Source organism: Rhizobium sp. RU33A (genome assembly GCF_900156055.1).
Taxonomy (GTDB): Bacteria; Pseudomonadota; Alphaproteobacteria; order Rhizobiales; family Rhizobiaceae; genus Allorhizobium.
Genome location: NZ_FTMQ01000001.1, coordinates 1,110,642 through 1,126,916, shown reverse-complemented (window position 1 = coordinate 1,126,916; position 16,275 = coordinate 1,110,642). Strand labels below are relative to the sequence as shown.

Here is a 16,275-nt window from a genome sequence, read left to right as displayed (position 1 = left end):
AATTCTTGAACTTTAGGGATGAGCGACGTGGAATATGTTTCGACCCGCGGCGAGGCCCCGAGCCTCGGCTTTTGTGACGCGCTTCTGGCAGGCCTTGCCCGTGACGGCGGTCTCTATGTGCCCCGCGAATGGCCGCAAATGTCGAAAAAGGCGATCAGGTCCTTGCGCGGCAAGTCCTATGAAGAGGTCGCCTTCGAGGTGCTTCTGCCCTTCACGAACGGGGAAATCGAGCCCGACACATTCCGCGCGATGATCGACGAGGCCTATTCGACCTTCAAGCATCCAGCCGTGGCGCCGCTCGTCCAGACCGGAGCGAATACCTTCGTGCTCGAGCTCTTCCATGGCACGACGCTCGCCTTCAAGGATGTGGCGATGCAGCTGATCGCACGGCTGATGGACCACGTTCTCGAACAGCGCGGCGAGCGGGCAACCATCGTCGGCGCGACCTCAGGTGACACGGGCGGGGCTGCGATCGACGCCTTTGCGGGCCGCGCGCGCACCGACATCTTCATCCTCTTCCCGCATGGCAAGGTTTCGCCGGTGCAGCAGCGCCAGATGACCTCGTCGCAGGACGAAAACGTGCATGCCATCGCCGTCGAAGGCAATTTCGACGACTGCCAGAACCTGGTGAAGGCGATGTTCAACGACGTGCCGTTCCGCGATCGGGTCGGGCTTTCCGGCGTCAACTCGATCAACTGGGCGCGCATCATGGCACAGGTGGTCTACTACTTCACATCAGCAGTTGCGCTTGGCGCCCCCGACCGCAAGGTGTCATTCACGGTTCCCACCGGCAATTTCGGCGATATCTTCGCCGGTTACGTCGCCAAGAAGATGGGCCTGCCGATCGACAAGCTTGTTATCGCGACCAACGACAACGACATCCTGGCTCGCACCCTGAAGACCGGTCGCTACGAGATGAAGGGCGTTTCGGCGACCACTTCGCCGTCAATGGACATCCAGATTTCGTCGAACTTCGAACGCCTGCTGTTCGAGGCCTATGGGCGCGATGCTTCTGCGATCCGTTCCGCGATGGACGGGTTGAAGCAGTCCGGCGCCTTCGAGATCCAGCCGGAAGCACTCAAATTCATCCGCAAGGATTTCCGCGCCGGACGCGCGACGCAGAAGGAAGTGGCAAAGACGATCCGTGCCGTTCTCGACGAGACCGGCTATCTGCTGGACCCGCATACGGCCGTCGGCGTGCATGTGGCAAGCAAGTTCGAAAAGCCGCAAAGCCCCATGGTGGTGCTGGCGACGGCACATCCGGCCAAGTTCCCCGCCGCAGTAAAATCGGCCTCCGGTATTGACCCCGCGCTTCCGGCGTGGCTTGCTGATCTGATGGACAGGGAGGAGCGCTTCGAAGTCCTGCCCGCGGAACTGAAAGCCATCGAAAGCTTTGTCAGTAAACAGGCGCGAGCAGTCAGGTAGGAAGTGCAGAAAGACGGACCATGAATGTTGAGTGCACCCGGCTTCCATCGGGTTTGACTGTCGTAACCGAGAACATGCCCCATCTGGAAAGCGTGGCTCTTGGAACCTGGATCAAGTCCGGCTCGCGCAACGAGACCGAAGCCGAGCATGGCATTGCCCATCTGCTCGAGCACATGGCGTTCAAGGGTACCAATACGCGCACGGCCCGGCAGATCGCCGAGCAGATCGAGAATGTCGGCGGCGAAGTGAACGCCGCCACCTCGACGGAAACGACTTCCTATTACGCCCGCGTGCTGAAGGACAATGTTCCGCTCGCGGTCGACATTCTCGCCGACATCCTGACCGACAGCGTCTTTGACGAAGAGGAACTGGAGCGCGAGAAGCATGTCATCCTGCAGGAAATCGGCGCAGCCGACGATACGCCAGACGACGTGGTCTTCGACCGTTTCTCCGAACAGGCCTATCGCGGCCAGACGATCGGCCGCAGCATTCTCGGCACGCCAGAGACGGTGCAATCCTTCTCCAGCGACCAGATCCGCGCCTATCTGTCGCGCAATTACACGACCGACCGGATGTTCGTCGTGGCCGCCGGCAAGGTCGACCACGATGCCTTCGTCAAGCAGGTGGAGCAGCGTTTCGCCTCGCTGCCGACAAAGCCGTCTGCGACGCCGGTGATGGACGCCGCCCACTATACCGGTGGCGAGTCCCGCGAAGAGCGCGACCTGATGGATACCCAGGTGCTGCTCGGCTTCGAGGGCAAGGCCTATCACATGCGCGACTTCTATTGCTCGCAGATCCTCGCCAACATTCTCGGCGGCGGCATGTCTTCGCGGCTGTTCCAGGAAGTGCGCGAGATCCGTGGCCTGTGCTATTCGGTCTATGCCTTCCACTGGGGTTTCTCCGATACCGGCATATTCGGCATCCATGCCGCGACCGGCGGCGAGAACCTGCCGGAACTGGTGCCCGTGATCATCGACGAGTTGCGCAAGGTCTCCGACCGCATCGACCAGCAGGAAATCGAGCGCTCGCGGGCGCAGATCCGTGCCCAGCTTCTGATGGGCCAGGAGAGCCCGGCTGCCCGTGCCGGCCAGATCGCACGGCAGATGATGCTCTATGGACGCACCATTCCGAACCAGGAAATGATGGAACGGCTTGCCGGCATCACCACCGAACGCCTGACCGACCTTGCCGGTCGCCTGTTCTTCGACACGGTTCCGACGCTATCGGCCATTGGCCCGATGGATCATCTGGTTCCGCTCGACGATATCAGAGGCGCGCTGACGACACAGCCTGCCGGTATCCGTAAGGCCGTCGGCTAAGGGCCGCCGGCACAGACTGCGACCGGCGGGGACCCCGCCGGACATCGCTTGGGGATTGACGATGACGCGCTCGGTGTTTCGGTTTCTGTCCCGGCAGCCGGATATGCCGGAAATCACCAGCGAACGACATCTCCTTCGCCTGCCCCGCTTCCGCGATTTCGAACCATGGCACCAGCTGCGAAAAGAGAGCCGCGCTTTTCTGCAGCCATGGGAGCCGTCCTGGCGCACCGACGAGCTGACCGAGCGCGCGTTTCGACAGCGTGTCCTGCGTAATGAACAGGAATTTCACTCCGGCATGGCCGTGCCCTTCTTTCTCTTCGATCGGGCCGAGAATACCTTGCTGGGCGGGCTTACCATCGGTCTTATTCGCCGCGGAGCGGCACAAAGCTGCATGATCGGCTACTGGATGGGCGAACGTCATGCCGGCCGAGGCCACATGTTTGCCGCACTTGAGCTGGCTATTCCCTACATCTTCGGGCCACTCGAGTTGCACCGTATCGAAGCAGCCTGTATTCCGGACAACGTCAACAGCCTGAGGCTACTCGAAAAAGCGGGATTTGAGCGGGAAGGTCTTTTGCGCGATTATCTGAAAATCAACGGGGAATGGCGCGACCATCTGCTGTATTCCCGGATCGGCGGCCATAAGGCGCGGAACGGCAAGACGCCCTCATGACGAATACCCGAACCCTTTCGCGCGCCGTGCCTCGCCTCGCCGCCCTGTGGATTGCTGCGCTTACGACAGCCTATCTGTGCCTTGCCGCATCGGCAGCATTCGCCGTCGAGCCGGTTAAGATTGCGCGCGACGACACTGCGCTCGACCTGACGGCAACCACCGAGATCTACACGAACCAGGGCGAGGCCTTCCAGGTATCGACCGCCGCCGGAGCGGACGGCATTCGCCGACGCATCGAGGTGCGTTCGAGCGCGCCGGAGCATCAGGGCGACTGGGCAGTCTTTGCGCTTGCCAATGTCTCGGAAGAGCAGCTGGAGCGCGTGATCGTTGCGCCGCATTTCCGTCTTTCCGGTTCCAGGATGTTCTGGCCGGATCTCGGTTCGCAGCGGATCATGGCGATCACGCCGTCAGAAGGCTTTGCGCTTGACCGCGTGCCGGGCCCCGATGCCGATGTCTTCCGCATCACGCTCAATCCTGGCACTGTCATTACCTTCGTCGCCGAACTCGCGACGCCGGAATTGCCGCAGATCTATCTCTGGGAGCCGGACGCCTACAAGGACACGGTCAACGCGTTCACGCTCTATCGCGGCATCGTGCTCGGGATTGCCGGCCTGCTTGCGGTGTTCCTCACCATCCTCTTTGTGGTCAAGGGAACGTCGATGCTGCCGGCGGCGGCCGCGCTTGCCTGGGCTGTTCTCGCCTATATCTGCGTCGACTTCGGCTTCCTCGAAAAGCTGATCTCGCTCACCTCGTCCGACATTAGAATATGGCGTGCGGGGGCGGAAGTGGCGCTTGCCTCTTCGCTCGTCATCTTCCTCTTCACCTATCTCAATCTCAATCGCTGGCACGTGCATCTCGGCTACGCGACGCTTGCCTGGATGCTCGGCCTTACCGTGCTCTTCGGCGTGGCGATCTTCGACCCGTCGATTGCGGCCGGCATTGCGCGTGTTTCCTTCGCGCTGACGGGCGTGGTCGGCATCGGTCTGATCATCTATCTCGGCTTCAATCGCTATGACCGTGCCGTGCTTCTGGTGCCGACCTGGGCCCTGATCCTGGTCTGGCTCTTCGCCGGCTGGCTGACCGTGACCGGCCAGCTCGACAATGACATCATCCAGCCGGCGCTTGGCGGTGGTCTGGTTCTCATCGTTCTCTTGATCGGATTCACGGTCATGCAGCATGCCTTTGCCGGCGGCGCCTATCAGCAGGGCCTGTTCTCCGATCTCGAACGCCAGTCGCTGGCGCTGACCGGCTCTGGTGACACCGTCTGGGACTGGGACGTGGCCCGCGACCGCGTGGTGACGAGCCCTGATGTCTCGATACGTCTCGGCCTGTCGCCCGGCACCATGCATGGTCCGGCGCGCAACTGGCTGCCGCGCCTGCATCCCGACGACCGGGACCGCTTTCGTGCGACGCTCGACGTGCTGCTCGAACACCGCAAGGGCCGGCTCAGCCACGAATTCCGCATCCGTGCCGAAGATGGCCACTTCCACTGGCTGAAGATCCGGGCACGGCCAGTGCTTGGTTCGAACGGCGAGGTCATCCGCTGCGTCGGCACGATCATCGATGTCACCGAGCAGAAGAACTCGATCGATCGCCTCCTGGTCGATGCCATGCACGACAATCTGACGGGCCTGCCGAACCGCGAGGTCTTTCTTGACCGGCTGCAGGCGATCCTGTCGCTTGCCTCGACTTCAGAGAGCGTGCGGCCCACCGTACTCGCGATCGATATCGACCGTTACAAGCAGGTCAATGACGCGCTTGGCATCGCCGCCGGCGACAACATCCTGATCGCGATCACGCGCCGCCTGCGCCGGCTCCTGAAGCCGCAGGATACGCTGGCGCGCCTTTCCGGCGACGAATTCGGGCTGATCCTGGTGTCGGAAAAGGATCCGGCAAAGATCGCCGACTTTGCGGATGCCATTTCCAAGGCGATCATGGTGCCGCTGAATTTTGCCAATCGCGAAATCAGCCTGACGGCCTCGATCGGCCTTGTCTCCTGGGTCGATCAGCAGGAAAGTGCGGCCAGCCTGCTCGCCGATGCGGAGCTTGCCATGTACCGGGCGAAACGGTCAGGCGGCAACCGCGTCGAGCCTTTCCGTCCGGCCTTCCGCACCGTCAGCACCGACCGCCTGCAGCTCGAAACAGATCTCCGCCGCGCCATCGAGCGCAAGGAGCTGTCGATGGCCTATCAGCCGATCGTCAGGCTTGCGAATGGCGAGATCGCCGGCTTCGAGGCCCTGATGCGCTGGGATCATCCGAAGCGCGGCAACATCTCGCCAACGGAATTCATTCCGATCGCGGAAATGTCTGATCTGATCGAGCCGCTCGGCATGTTTGCTCTGGAACGGTCCGCCACCGACCTGATGGACTGGGAGCGACAAACCGGCGAATTGCCGATCTTCGTTTCGGTCAACCTGTCGTCCGCACAGTTGATCTCCAGCGAGATTTACAACGACATCCGCGCTCTGCTGGTGAAGACCCAGTGTGACCCGAAGCGGATCAAGCTCGAGCTCACGGAAAGCGTCGTGATGGAAAACCCGGAACAGGCGCGCCTCATGCTGGAAAAGCTGAAGGACACGGGCATCAGCCTGGCGCTCGACGACTTCGGCACGGGCTATTCGTCGCTCGCTTATCTCACCCGCTTCCCCTTCGACACGATCAAGCTCGACAAGGCGCTGGTCTGCGACCAGTCGGACAAGCGATCCGTACTTTTGCGCTCCGTCGTTTCGATGGCGCGCGGTCTCGACATGCAGGTGGTGGCCGAGGGCATCCAGACCGACCAGGACGCCGCCGACCTTGCCATGATGGGCTGCGACTTCGGCCAGAGCTATCTGTTCGGACCGCCGCTCGGGTCCGAATCGGTTCTGCGGCTGCTCAAGGAACGGTTCCCGCTGATGAAGCGGGCGTGAGGCGGAAGGGCTTCACGTGCGCTGGAGGGCGACGTGAAGGCCAAGTGCGACCAGGATTGCGCCCCCTGCCCTTTGCAGATTGCGCTGCAGCGCCGAGACCCGTGATAGACGCGCGGTGACCGTGCTCGCCGCCATCACGCAGGCGATGTCGGCAACCGTGAACATGGCATTGACGGCCGTGCCGAGGATCACGAACTGCAGCCAGACGGGGAAACTTGCCGCTGGGTCGATGAACTGCGGCAGGAAGGCCAGGAAAAAGATCGCCGTCTTCGGATTGAGGATCTCGACCAGCATGCTTTCCAGGAAAGCCCGCCCCGTCGACTTCTGCGCCAGCAGGGCGACTGGAGTTTCACCATCTGCCCGGGCCGCGCGGAACATGCGCACGCCGAGATAGATCAGGTAGGCAGCCCCAGCCAGCTTCACCGCCAGATACAGCGTCGGGACAACATGGAAGAGAACCGACAGGCCAGCGGCTGCGGCCACCACATGCACGTAACAGCCGACATGAATACCTGATGTCGCCATGAGCCCCGCGCGGCGGTCAGCTGCGAGCGTGCGGGCTGCGACATAAAGCATGGCGGGGCCAGGGATGAAGGCGAAGACGGCCGTGGTGATGAAAAAGGCGATGAGGATGTCGGTGGATGGCATGGGATGGGTCTCGATTGGGCCAGACCCGGTGGTCTGGCACCAAGAGAATGACTGCGATCAGTCAGCTTGCAAGCGGAAAGAACGCAACCAGAGGACTTGCCCCGTCAAGCGTGCCCCGCCTCCATCGACAGCATCGCGGGATTGATGCCCATCAGCCCCAGGGCACGGTCGTATTTGTTATCCAGGCTGCGGTCGAAGATCAGGCTTTCGGTGGCCGCGCAATGCAGCCAGCCGTTCTGGGCGATCTCTTCTTCCAGCTGCCCCGGGCCCCAGCCGGCATAGCCAAGCAGCATGGTGGCGTGACGGGGACCTCGGCCATCCGAAATCGCACGCACGATGTCGAGGGTGGCGGTGAGCGAGATGTCGTCGCTGACGGGGATCGAGCTGTCCGACAGATAGTCGTCGGAATGCAGCACGAAACCGCGGTTCTGCTCGACCGGGCCGCCGCACTGGATCGGGAAATGGCGGGCGTGATCGGGCAGCATGATCGCATCGTTGCGATCGATCAGTTCGAGATGCAGGAGAAGATCGGCGAAGGTCACCGATTGCGATCGGTTGATGATGAAGCCCATCGCGCCGGCATCGGAATGGGCGCAGATATAGACGACCGCACGGGCAAAATTGCCGTCGGGCATGCCCGGCATCGCGATCAGCAGCTGACCATCCAGGAAGCCGCGTTCTCTCAGATCGGTTTTCGACGACAATGCCATGCCCGCCTCCTTGGTTCGCCTTGTCGGCAATCGGCTTCATGCGTGGTTCAGATGTGGTCTCCCATCCAAGATGGGCCAGAAGCGGGTTCCGATCAACCCAAAATGATGACCATGAAGCAAGCGTGACTGGCCAAGCCGACGACGATCTTCTAGAGCCGGAGACATGACCCCTAGAATGAACTCCGCCATGTGTTTTTCCAATCCTCCAGGCTTTTCCCGCAGCAGCCGCGGATGGATCGTCGCGGCAGCCATTGGCCTGTTCTCGCTCCTCCTCGCCACGCCGGTGCTGGCGGCAAGCAGTGACTGGGCCCTGAACGAGGGCGGGCGGATGCGCCTGATCCTGCTGCCCCAGGAGGCAGACGGGACGAGACATGGCGCCCTGGTGATCGAGCCGAAGCCGGGCTGGATCACCTATTGGAAAGAGCCTGGCGATGTCGGCATTCCGCCCGCAATCACGCCGGTTCCGGGCGCCGCCTACACCGTGGAACGTGTCGGCTTTCCCGTGCCGAAGGTCCTGACAAACGGCGATATGACCGATGTCGGCTATGACCATCCCGTGACGCTGCCGATCAGCCTTAAGAATGCGCCTGATGATGCCGACGTGACGCTGAGTGCCTTTGTCGGGGTCTGCCAGAACATCTGTATTCCCTTCCAGGCCGACCTCAGCGTACCGCCGAACGAAGGCGGCGTCGCCAATGCCGTTGAAACCGCGCTTGTCCGCTCTGCCCAGGCGCAGGTGCCGCCCGGCCCCTCGCCCGAGTTTCATGTCATCGACCACCAACTCGGGGCCGACCACAGGGAACTCGTCATCAGGCTTAAGATGCCCGCTGGTGCCGACAGTCCGAAGGCCTTTGTGAGCGGACCGAGCGGCCATGTCTTCACCCATTCCGTCGCCTCCCGAGGCGCCGATGGCGAGATGGTTCTGACATTGCCGATCGGCAAGCTGCCGAAGAAATACAAGATCGCCGGCAAGCACTGGGGCATTCTCGTCGTCAGCGGCAACCAGGCCATGGAAACCACGCTTGCCTTTGATTGACCCATTCCTATATTTGCGTCGATTGCCATCCGGAGGGGTTCTGGATGGAGCAACCAAGCGAGGACGATTTCATGACCATTGCCATTGGCGACAAGCTGCCCCAGGCCACCTTCAAGGAAAAGAGCGCCGATGGTCCGGTGGAGATCACCACGGAACAGCTGTTTGCGGGCAAGAAGGTCGTCGTCTTCGCCGTTCCGGGTGCGTTTACTCCTACCTGTACGCTGAACCACCTGCCGGGTTACCTGGAAAACCGTGATGCGCTGATGGCGCGTGGCGTCGACGACATCGCCGTCGTCTCCGTCAACGACTGGCATGTTATGGGCGCCTGGGCGCAGCATTCGGGTGGCCAGGGCAAGATCCATTTCCTCGCCGACTGGGACGCCTCGTTCACCAAGGCGCTCGGTCTTGACATCGACCTGTCGGGCGGCGGGCTCGGCGTGCGCTCGAAGCGCTATTCGATGCTGGTAGAGGACGGCGTTCTGAAGAGCCTCAACATCGAGGAGAACCCGGGCCAGGCAACGGTTTCCTCGGCTGCGACGATGATTGAGCAGCTCAGCGCCTGAGCTATCAAGAGATTTTTTAGAACTGGAGAGGCTCGGGGAACCGGGCCTCTTCTCGTTTGCAGATACGTCAGTGCGCCAGATCGAAGACAAGGATGCCGGCCAAGCCACCATCGGTTGCGCCGACGATGCGTTCGCCGACTTCGACATGCTTCGGATGCTTCAGATAGTAGTCGCGGACCATCTCGTCCTCGAAGGTGACGATGAAACCGTCATTGTAGCCGCCTGCCAGCCCTTCCGGCGAGACATTCGCCCCGGCTTTAACCTCAAGCATGCCCGGCACCACGTCCTTCAGATCGGTAATGGCCGCATAAATCGCCTGCTTCTCTGCCTCCTGGACGGCGGCCTTGAAGCGCAGGAACACGCAGTGCTGGATCATGGATGTCTCCCGAATGTTGTTTTGACGGGAGCATAGGGGCATCGGGGGAAAGGGCAAGGGTGCTTGGTGCTGGGCACCGCTTGCGGTCTCGCGAGGATCACATCAAGATGCAACCTGAAGCAAAACTACGAAAAGGTTGTCATTTGACAACCGACCGTATGCGTCCTATCTTCGAGGTGGGCTTTGAGACGCAGGCATCCCAACAAGGAGATCGAGGAAGCCTTGCGCCATGCAGAGGCGAACGGCTGGCGCGTGGACGTCGGAGGCAGCCATGCCTGGGGTCGCATCTTTTGTCCGTATGACGACCAGACATGTCGATGCGGAGAATTCTGCATCACGAGCATCTGGAGCACGCCGGCCAATCCGACGAACCATGCACGGGCGATCCGCCGTGTGGTCGACCGCTGCAGCCGTCGTGCGAAAGACAGAAACGATTGAGGAGCGGCCTCAATGGCTGACTATAGCTTTTCTTTGAAGTACCGCCTGCCGCCGTACCTGGCGGGCGACGCGGCCGTAGAGGCACTCGGCGCTGCGGGCTGCACTGATGCGCTTGCTGGTATCGGTATCGCGGGACGGCTCGCGCTCGAATTCGATCGGCAGGCTGCCAGTGCGGCGAGTGCCATGGAAAGTGCAATTGACGAGGTCCGAAACGCCCTGCCCCGAGCGGAGCTGATTGAAGCCGGCCCTGATCTCGTCGGGCTGAGCGATATTGCGGAGCTGTTGGGCGTGAGCCGGCAGAACATGCGCAAGCTGATGATCGGCACAGAGGCCTCGCCGCTACCCGTCCACGACGGCACGACGACGCTCTGGCACCTCGTCGAAGTGCTGGACTGGCTTATTTCGGAGAAAGGCTATGCTCCGGATGGTACTCTGCGAGAAACTGCCATGGCCGCACGCAGCATCAATCTCGGGAAACAGATCTTCCGGCACGACCGCGCAATCGACAGCATGCCTCGGAAAACCGCCGTATGAGAGACCTCACTTCACCATCAAGGACTTCGGAAAACCGCCGGTCTTCTTGAACGGCTCCATGCCCTTACGGGCCAGATCGTCGGCGCGTTCGTTCTCCGGATGGCCGGCATGGCCCTTGACCCAGTGCCACTTGACCTTGTGGCGCTGGTTGGCGACATCAAGCGCCTGCCAGAGTTCGCCGTTCTTCACCGGCTTCTTGTCAGCCGTCTTCCAGCCGTTCTTCTTCCAGCCGAAGATCCACTTGGAGATGCCGTCCATGACGTATTTGCTGTCGGTGTAGAGATCGACTTCGCAGGCGTCTTTGAGCGCATTCAGCGCGGTGATCGTGGCCAGCAGCTCCATGCGGTTGTTGGTGGTGTCAGCCTCGCCGCCGAAAAGTTCCTTCTCGGTTTCGCCGTAGCGCAGCACAGCACCCCAGCCGCCGGGGCCGGGATTGCCCGAGCAGGCGCCGTCTGTGTAGATCTCGACATGTTTCATGCAATCAGTCCGTATTCCGAGGCATTGGTGACGGCGCGGTGGAAGCGCAGTTTCTTCAGATATTCGAGCGGGTCCTTCTTGACCACCAGGGCTCCGGCCGGCGTCGTCAGCCAGTCGTAGAGGCGGGTGAGGAAGAAGCGCAGCGCAGAACCGCGGCACAGGATCGGCAAAGCCTCGATCTCGGCGGCCGACAGCGGACGGACCGACTGGTAGCCCTCGATCATCGCCTTGCCCTTGGTGATGTTGTAGGCGCCGTCCTTTTCGAAACACCATGAGTTCAGGCAGATCGAAAGGTCGTAGACCAGGAGATCGTTGCAGGCGAAGTAGAAGTCGATCAGGCCGGAGAGCTGATCACCGAGGAAGAAGACATTGTCCGGGAAGAGGTCGGCATGGATGACACCAGCGGGCAGCTCCTTCGGCCAATGGGTGGCGAGGACATCGAGTTCGGCGCCGATCTCGGCTTCCAGCCCCTCGTCCACTTCGTCGGCCCGGGCCTCGGACTTGGCCCAGAGGATCTGCCAGCCTTCGAGGGACAGCGCGTTCGGCCTCGTCAGCTCGAAACCTTCGCCGGCGATGTGCATCCTGGCGAGCGCTGCACCCACTTCACGGCAATGCTGCGCCTCGGGCTTTCTCAGCCACATGCCCTCGAGGAAGGAGATAAGGGCAGCCGGGCGGCCTGAGAGTTCGCCGAGCAGTTCGCCATCCTGGCGCGGCAGGGGCAGCGGGCAATTGAGCCCGCGCTCGGAGAGATGATGCATCAGGCCGAGGAAAAACGGCAGGTCCGACTTCTCGACCCGCTTCTCGTAAAGCGTCAGGATCAGCGGAAACTTCGAGGTGTGCAGCAGGAAGTTGGAATTCTCCACGCCTTCGGCGATGCCCTTGTAGGACAGGAGTTCTCCCGCGTCATATTGCGCGAGAAAGGCCTTGAGGTCGTGTTCGTTGATATCGGTATAGACTGCCACAGCTGAGAGCTTCCGTGCCGCTTCGGGGATGACAGCAGTCCTATAACGGGCGCGGCGCCCATGCCAGCCCCGCTGCGACACGGGGCACAGGAAATGGGGTGGCAATAAGGTCCGAGCTGCTCATGGCCGACCGTACACGAGCAATGCGCGCAATTTACCAATCGCCCCACCCAGCCTGGAATTTTACACTTCCCTAATGCTATCCCGTTAGCCTTTCCTGAAACGATGATCGGATGTGCCATTATGGATCTGCCGAACACTGCCAAGATGGCGCATGATTTTGCCGCCGCAATGAGCCATGCGCTCATCGTCGTTGATGGCAGTGGCGCAATGCGCTTTGCCAATCCCGCCTTCTGCGAGATGTTCGGGTATCAGCAGAACGAGGTTCTCGGCCAGCCGATCACGCTCATCATTCCCGAGCGCATGCGCGGGGCCCATACCGCCGGCATGGCCAATGTCGCGGCCGGAGCAAAGCCCGGCCTTGCGGGCAAGGCAGTCGAGGTCTGCGCTATTAGGCGGGATGGCAGCGAATTTCCGATCGAGATCACGCTTGCGACCTGGAATGACGCAGGTGCGTTCTGGGCCGGTGCAACGATCCGCGACATCTCGGAGCGACGCGAGCGTGACGCCCGGCTGATGCGCCTTGCCTCGCACGATACCCTGACGGGCCTGCAGAACCGCCACGAGTTCATGACGGTTCTCGGCGACAAGCTCTCCGTGGGCAGCCCATGCACCCTGCTCCTCCTCGACCTCGACGGTTTCAAGGAGGTCAACGATACGCATGGTCATATGGTCGGCGACAGCCTGCTGCAGGCGGTGGGTGTCCGACTTCCCTATCTGTTGGGCGACAAGGCGGCCATCGGTCGTCTCGGCGGTGACGAATTTGCCATGCTGTTGAAAGACAGCGGCGATCCGATGGCTGCCCAGAAGCAGGCCGCGTGCATTCTCGATGCCTTCCGCAAACCTTTCAGCCTTGGTGGTCTAGAGTTGGAACTGGGCGCCAGCATCGGCATCGCGATCGCGCCGCTGCATGGCGGCGAAGCGGAGGAGCTTCTGGCTTCCGCTGACTTCGCGCTCTATCGGGCAAAGGCAGCCGGTGGGCGCGCCTACCGGTTCTTTGAAGCTTCAATGCGCAACGAGAGCCAGGCCAAACGCGATATGCGCGACCGCCTCCGGCGCGCGCTTCACTGCGGCGAACTCGAACTCTACTATCAGCCTCAGGTGGAGCTTGCGAGCCAGCATGTCGTCGGCTTCGAGGCCCTCATTCGCTGGAATCATCCGGAGCGAGGCCTGCTGCTGCCGGGCGTCTTCCTGCCATCGCTGGAACAGAGTGCGCTCGCGTCCGAGATTGGATGGTGGACGATCGACGAAGCCTGCCGCATGGCGGCAGAGCTCAATGGCAAACACGGGACCTATCGCATCGCCGTCAATCTCTTTGCCCAGCAGTTCCGCGCTCCTCATCTGTGCGACAGGGTGGCGGAGGCGCTGGAGCGCCATCATGTGCGCCCCGAATGCCTCGAGCTGGAAGTGACCGAGGAGGTTGCGCTCAACGACGAAGACGCAAGCCTGCAGACACTGATGGCCATTCGCGACATTGGTGTCGGCGTTGCCTTCGACGACTTCGGAACCGGCTTTGCCTCGCTGAGTTCACTGCAGCGCTATCCCCTTACCACCCTGAAAATCGATCGGGGCTTCATCCGGGACATTCGTACGTGCCCGTCGGACGCTGCCATCACGCGTGCGCTGGTTGCAATGAGCCGTGAAATGGGATTGCGCACGGTGGCCGAGGGCATCGAGACGACCGAGCAGGAGGCCGTTCTGCGGGAGATCGGCTGCCAGGAGGGTCAGGGTTACCTCTATGGGCGACCGATGCCAGCGCGCGATGCGCTGGAATTCGTTCTCGAAGCTGAGGCGCCGACACCGCGCTCGCGCGCGGCCCCGGCGAAATAGGACAAGCCTTGTCCCGGGCTTCAGGCTTTGGATTCGATCACGCTGCCACCCGGTCTGCGATCACGCGCCAGTTCACGATCTTGTCGAGAACGGCGCGGATATGCTCCTCCTTCCGGTTCTCGTAGTCGACATAATAGGCGTGTTCCCAGATATCGATACCGAGATAGCCCGGACGGCCGAGTGCGATGGGGTTGTTGCCATCCTCGTAACCGATCAGCGCGAGTGCATCCTGATCATCGCGTGTCAGCCAGACCCAGCCGGTGCCAAATACCTCGTTCGAGACGGTCACGACGCGATCGACGAAACCCTCATAGCCGCCGAATGTATCGTCTATCGCGGTGGCGAGCTCACCGTCCGGCCGTGCGGGTCCGCCGGGTGCGAACTGATCCCAGTAAGCGACGTGGTTCCAGGCCTGGGCGGCGTTATTGAAGATCTTGGCATCCTCCGCTGACGTCGCCGAAGCTGTCATGATCTCGGAGAGTTCCATGTCGGCATAACGGGTGCCGGCGGCCAGTTCGTTCAGCTTGTCGAAATAGGCCTTGTGATGTTTGCCGTAATGCAGGCCCACCGTCTTGGACGAGATGGTCGAGGCGAGAGCGTCCTCCGCGAAGGGCAGACCGGGCTGTGTGAGGGGAAGTGCGGCTCGTGCGATGTGCGGCGCTCCGACAAAGCTGAGGGCTGCGGTTGCCGCGGTCGCGGTCAGAATCGTCCGTCTCGTCACATCCATGATCTCATTCTCCAGTTGCGATTACCGGGGACGCTTCAATTGTCCCTGCATTCGCAAACCGAAGACGGCATGAACCGTTCCATCACGCGCGCGTGACGCCGGAGGTCATGTCAGATTCCGGGGCTCAGCCGTTGACCCAGGCCATGTCCTCGCGGGTCAGTTCGACATCGCGCAGCTCGCGGTTGACAAGAAAATGCTCGTTTTCTTCCGCCGTGATCGCCAGTTCGACCTTGGCATCGAAGCGCTGGCGGAAGGCGTCGATGATCTCGTCGACGATGACTTCCGGGGCGGACGCGCCGGCGGAGATGCCGAGGGTTCCGATCTCGCCAATCTCGGACCAGTCAATTTCGGAAGCGCGCTGGACCAGCATCGACCGCGTGGCCCCTGCCCTCAAGGCGACTTCGACGAGGCGCTTGGAGTTCGACGAATTGGGAGCACCGACGACGATGAAGAGATCACAGCCGGGGGCGGCTTGCTTTACGGCTTCCTGGCGGTTGGTCGTCGCGTAGCAGATGCTATCGGCGGAAGGCGCCGTCAGGTTGGGGAAGCGCTCCATGAGGCGGGCGATGACGCCTGCCGTGTCATCGACGGACAGCGTCGTCTGCGTGACATAGCCGAGATTGTCGGGATTGGCGGGCTCGTATGCATCCGCATCCTCGACCGTTTCGATCAGAGAGACGCTTCCCGGCGGCAGCTGGCCCATTGTGCCGATGACTTCCGGATGGCCTTCGTGACCGATCAGGATAACATGGCGGCCAAGCCGCTCATGGCGCATGGCCTGCTTGTGAACCTTGGAGACCAGCGGACAGGTGGCGTCGAGATAGAAGAGATTGCGGCTTGCGGCATCTTCCGGGACAGATTTCGGCACGCCATGGGCGGAGAAGACGACCGGCTGCTGACGGTGCTCGGCGGGGATCTCATCGAGTTCCTCGACGAAGATTGCCCCCTTGGCTTCCAGCCCTTCCACGACGTAGCGGTTGTGGACGATCTCGTGGCGGACATAGACCGGCGCCCCATAACGCTTGAGGGCGAGCACGACGATCTGGATGGCACGGTCGACGCCGGCGCAGAAGCCGCGCGGGCCGCACAGCCTGATCGTCAGAGGGGGGCGGTTCAGGTGCATGTTCATCGGATCAGCCGGCAATCAGGACAGCAATAATGGCGATGGCTGCGGGAAGCGCCTGGATGACGAAGATCTTCCGCGAGGCCGTTGCACCCCCATATAGGCCGGCGACCAGCACGCAGCCAAGGAAAAACAACTGAATTTGAAAACCGAAGGCAACATTCGGATGCAGCAGGCCCCAGAGCAGGCCGGCGGCGAGGAAGCCGTTATAGAGGCCCTGGTTGGCCGCCATGACCTTGGTCGTTTCGGCCTGTTCGGGCTTCATGCCGAAGGCGCGGCGCCCGGTCGGGGTGGTCCAGAGAAACATTTCCAGTATCAGAATGTAGATGTGTTCAAGCGCGACGAGCGCCACCAGCGTAGAGGCGAGATAGGACATGCAGTTTCCCCGGTACGGCGGTCTGGTCG

The 16,275-nt window shown here is 61.8% G+C and carries 16 protein-coding genes; 8 read left to right on the top strand and 8 right to left on the bottom strand.

Going from position 1 to position 16,275, the window contains the following annotated elements:
- Positions 1-18: 18 nt before the first annotated feature.
- From thrC to BW978_RS05460, 4 genes are all read left to right on the top strand, one after another.
- Complete coding sequence (thrC, locus tag BW978_RS05475; RefSeq protein WP_076392881.1) at positions 19-1,425, top strand: threonine synthase; 1,407 nt, start codon at positions 19-21, stop codon at positions 1,423-1,425.
- A gap of 20 nt (positions 1,426-1,445) precedes the next feature.
- Positions 1,446-2,744 (top strand): M16 family metallopeptidase, encoded by a 1,299-nt coding sequence (locus BW978_RS05470; RefSeq protein ID WP_076392879.1) that lies wholly within the window; start codon positions 1,446-1,448, stop codon positions 2,742-2,744.
- 61 nt (positions 2,745-2,805) lie between these two features.
- On the top strand, positions 2,806-3,417 hold the full coding sequence (locus BW978_RS05465) for a GNAT family N-acetyltransferase (RefSeq protein ID WP_076392877.1): 612 nt from the start codon (positions 2,806-2,808) through the stop codon (positions 3,415-3,417).
- Positions 3,414-6,326, top strand: a complete 2,913-nt coding sequence (locus BW978_RS05460) for an EAL domain-containing protein (protein WP_076392875.1) — start codon at positions 3,414-3,416, stop codon at positions 6,324-6,326. Before BW978_RS05465 ends, BW978_RS05460 begins: the two co-directional genes overlap by 4 nt.
- Positions 6,327-6,338: 12 nt before the next feature.
- Here BW978_RS05460 and BW978_RS05455 read toward each other — a convergent pair whose 3' ends face one another.
- Complete coding sequence (locus BW978_RS05455) at positions 6,339-6,974, bottom strand: LysE family translocator (RefSeq protein ID WP_076392873.1); 636 nt, start codon at positions 6,972-6,974, stop codon at positions 6,339-6,341.
- 104 nt (positions 6,975-7,078) lie between these two features.
- A complete protein-coding gene (locus tag BW978_RS05450; RefSeq protein WP_076392871.1) occupies positions 7,079-7,684 on the bottom strand; it encodes a YqgE/AlgH family protein in 606 nt (201 codons plus the stop codon).
- A 163-nt stretch (positions 7,685-7,847) separates the two neighbouring features.
- On the opposite strand from BW978_RS05450, the gene BW978_RS05445 reads away from it, so the two are divergent.
- Both BW978_RS05445 and BW978_RS05440 read left to right on the top strand, forming a co-directional pair.
- Complete coding sequence (locus BW978_RS05445; RefSeq protein WP_244551886.1) at positions 7,848-8,720, top strand: protein-disulfide reductase DsbD domain-containing protein; 873 nt, start codon at positions 7,848-7,850, stop codon at positions 8,718-8,720.
- Between the two features lie 71 nt (positions 8,721-8,791).
- Positions 8,792-9,283: a peroxiredoxin gene (locus tag BW978_RS05440; protein ID WP_076393247.1), complete on the top strand. Its 492-nt coding sequence runs from the start codon at positions 8,792-8,794 to the stop codon at positions 9,281-9,283.
- Positions 9,284-9,350: 67 nt separating this feature from the next.
- Here BW978_RS05440 and BW978_RS05435 read toward each other — a convergent pair whose 3' ends face one another.
- Complete coding sequence (locus BW978_RS05435) at positions 9,351-9,659, bottom strand: Dabb family protein (protein WP_076392867.1); 309 nt, start codon at positions 9,657-9,659, stop codon at positions 9,351-9,353.
- Between the two features lie 450 nt (positions 9,660-10,109).
- Between BW978_RS05435 and BW978_RS05425 the strand changes: the two genes are divergently transcribed.
- A complete protein-coding gene (locus BW978_RS05425) occupies positions 10,110-10,631 on the top strand; it encodes a hypothetical protein (RefSeq protein WP_076392863.1) in 522 nt (173 codons plus the stop codon).
- 6 nt (positions 10,632-10,637) lie between these two features.
- On the opposite strand, the gene rnhA is transcribed toward BW978_RS05425, so the two are convergent.
- On the bottom strand, positions 10,638-11,108 hold the full coding sequence (gene rnhA, locus BW978_RS05420) for a ribonuclease HI (protein WP_076392861.1): 471 nt from the start codon (positions 11,106-11,108) through the stop codon (positions 10,638-10,640).
- Complete coding sequence (locus BW978_RS05415; RefSeq protein WP_076392859.1) at positions 11,105-12,070, bottom strand: homoserine kinase; 966 nt, start codon at positions 12,068-12,070, stop codon at positions 11,105-11,107. The genes rnhA and BW978_RS05415 overlap by 4 nt, the downstream gene beginning before the upstream one ends.
- A gap of 243 nt (positions 12,071-12,313) precedes the next feature.
- Between BW978_RS05415 and BW978_RS05410 the strand changes: the two genes are divergently transcribed.
- Positions 12,314-14,020 carry a putative bifunctional diguanylate cyclase/phosphodiesterase gene (locus tag BW978_RS05410; protein WP_244551885.1) on the top strand — a complete coding sequence of 569 codons (1,707 nt, stop codon included), beginning with the start codon at positions 12,314-12,316 and terminating at the stop codon, positions 14,018-14,020.
- Positions 14,021-14,057: 37 nt separating this feature from the next.
- On the opposite strand, the gene BW978_RS05405 is transcribed toward BW978_RS05410, so the two are convergent.
- The 3 genes from BW978_RS05405 to BW978_RS05395 all read right to left on the bottom strand — a co-directional run bounded on the left by BW978_RS05405 (position 14,058) and on the right by BW978_RS05395 (position 16,246).
- A complete protein-coding gene (locus BW978_RS05405; protein WP_076392857.1) occupies positions 14,058-14,747 on the bottom strand; it encodes a superoxide dismutase in 690 nt (229 codons plus the stop codon).
- Between the two features lie 124 nt (positions 14,748-14,871).
- Entirely contained in the window at positions 14,872-15,876 is a 1,005-nt protein-coding gene (gene ispH / locus BW978_RS05400) for a 4-hydroxy-3-methylbut-2-enyl diphosphate reductase (protein ID WP_054148952.1), read from the bottom strand.
- A gap of 4 nt (positions 15,877-15,880) precedes the next feature.
- Positions 15,881-16,246, bottom strand: coding sequence for a DUF1304 domain-containing protein (locus tag BW978_RS05395; RefSeq protein ID WP_076392855.1), 366 nt, complete (start codon positions 16,244-16,246; stop codon positions 15,881-15,883).
- Positions 16,247-16,275 lie beyond the last annotated feature (29 nt).

What these genes read in the sequence shown, in the direction of transcription:
- BW978_RS05450 (WP_076392871.1), bottom strand. Translation starts at nt 7,684, where the DNA reads ATGGCATTGTCGTCGAAAACCGATCTGAGAGAACGCGGCTTCCTGGAT.
- BW978_RS05445 (WP_244551886.1), top strand. Translation starts at nt 7,848, where the DNA reads ATGACCCCTAGAATGAACTCCGCCATGTGTTTTTCCAATCCTCCAGGC.
- BW978_RS05460 (WP_076392875.1), top strand. Translation starts at nt 3,414, where the DNA reads ATGACGAATACCCGAACCCTTTCGCGCGCCGTGCCTCGCCTCGCCGCC.
- BW978_RS05425 (WP_076392863.1), top strand. Translation starts at nt 10,110, where the DNA reads ATGGCTGACTATAGCTTTTCTTTGAAGTACCGCCTGCCGCCGTACCTG.
- BW978_RS05405 (WP_076392857.1), bottom strand. Translation starts at nt 14,747, where the DNA reads ATGGATGTGACGAGACGGACGATTCTGACCGCGACCGCGGCAACCGCA.
- BW978_RS05470 (WP_076392879.1), top strand. Translation starts at nt 1,446, where the DNA reads ATGAATGTTGAGTGCACCCGGCTTCCATCGGGTTTGACTGTCGTAACC.
- BW978_RS05455 (WP_076392873.1), bottom strand. Translation starts at nt 6,974, where the DNA reads ATGCCATCCACCGACATCCTCATCGCCTTTTTCATCACCACGGCCGTC.
- BW978_RS05440 (WP_076393247.1), top strand. Translation starts at nt 8,792, where the DNA reads ATGACCATTGCCATTGGCGACAAGCTGCCCCAGGCCACCTTCAAGGAA.
- thrC (WP_076392881.1), top strand. Translation starts at nt 19, where the DNA reads ATGAGCGACGTGGAATATGTTTCGACCCGCGGCGAGGCCCCGAGCCTC.
- BW978_RS05465 (WP_076392877.1), top strand. Translation starts at nt 2,806, where the DNA reads ATGACGCGCTCGGTGTTTCGGTTTCTGTCCCGGCAGCCGGATATGCCG.
- rnhA (WP_076392861.1), bottom strand. Translation starts at nt 11,108, where the DNA reads ATGAAACATGTCGAGATCTACACAGACGGCGCCTGCTCGGGCAATCCC.
- BW978_RS05395 (WP_076392855.1), bottom strand. Translation starts at nt 16,246, where the DNA reads ATGTCCTATCTCGCCTCTACGCTGGTGGCGCTCGTCGCGCTTGAACAC.
- BW978_RS05435 (WP_076392867.1), bottom strand. Translation starts at nt 9,659, where the DNA reads ATGATCCAGCACTGCGTGTTCCTGCGCTTCAAGGCCGCCGTCCAGGAG.
- ispH (WP_054148952.1), bottom strand. Translation starts at nt 15,876, where the DNA reads ATGAACATGCACCTGAACCGCCCCCCTCTGACGATCAGGCTGTGCGGC.
- BW978_RS05410 (WP_244551885.1), top strand. Translation starts at nt 12,314, where the DNA reads ATGGATCTGCCGAACACTGCCAAGATGGCGCATGATTTTGCCGCCGCA.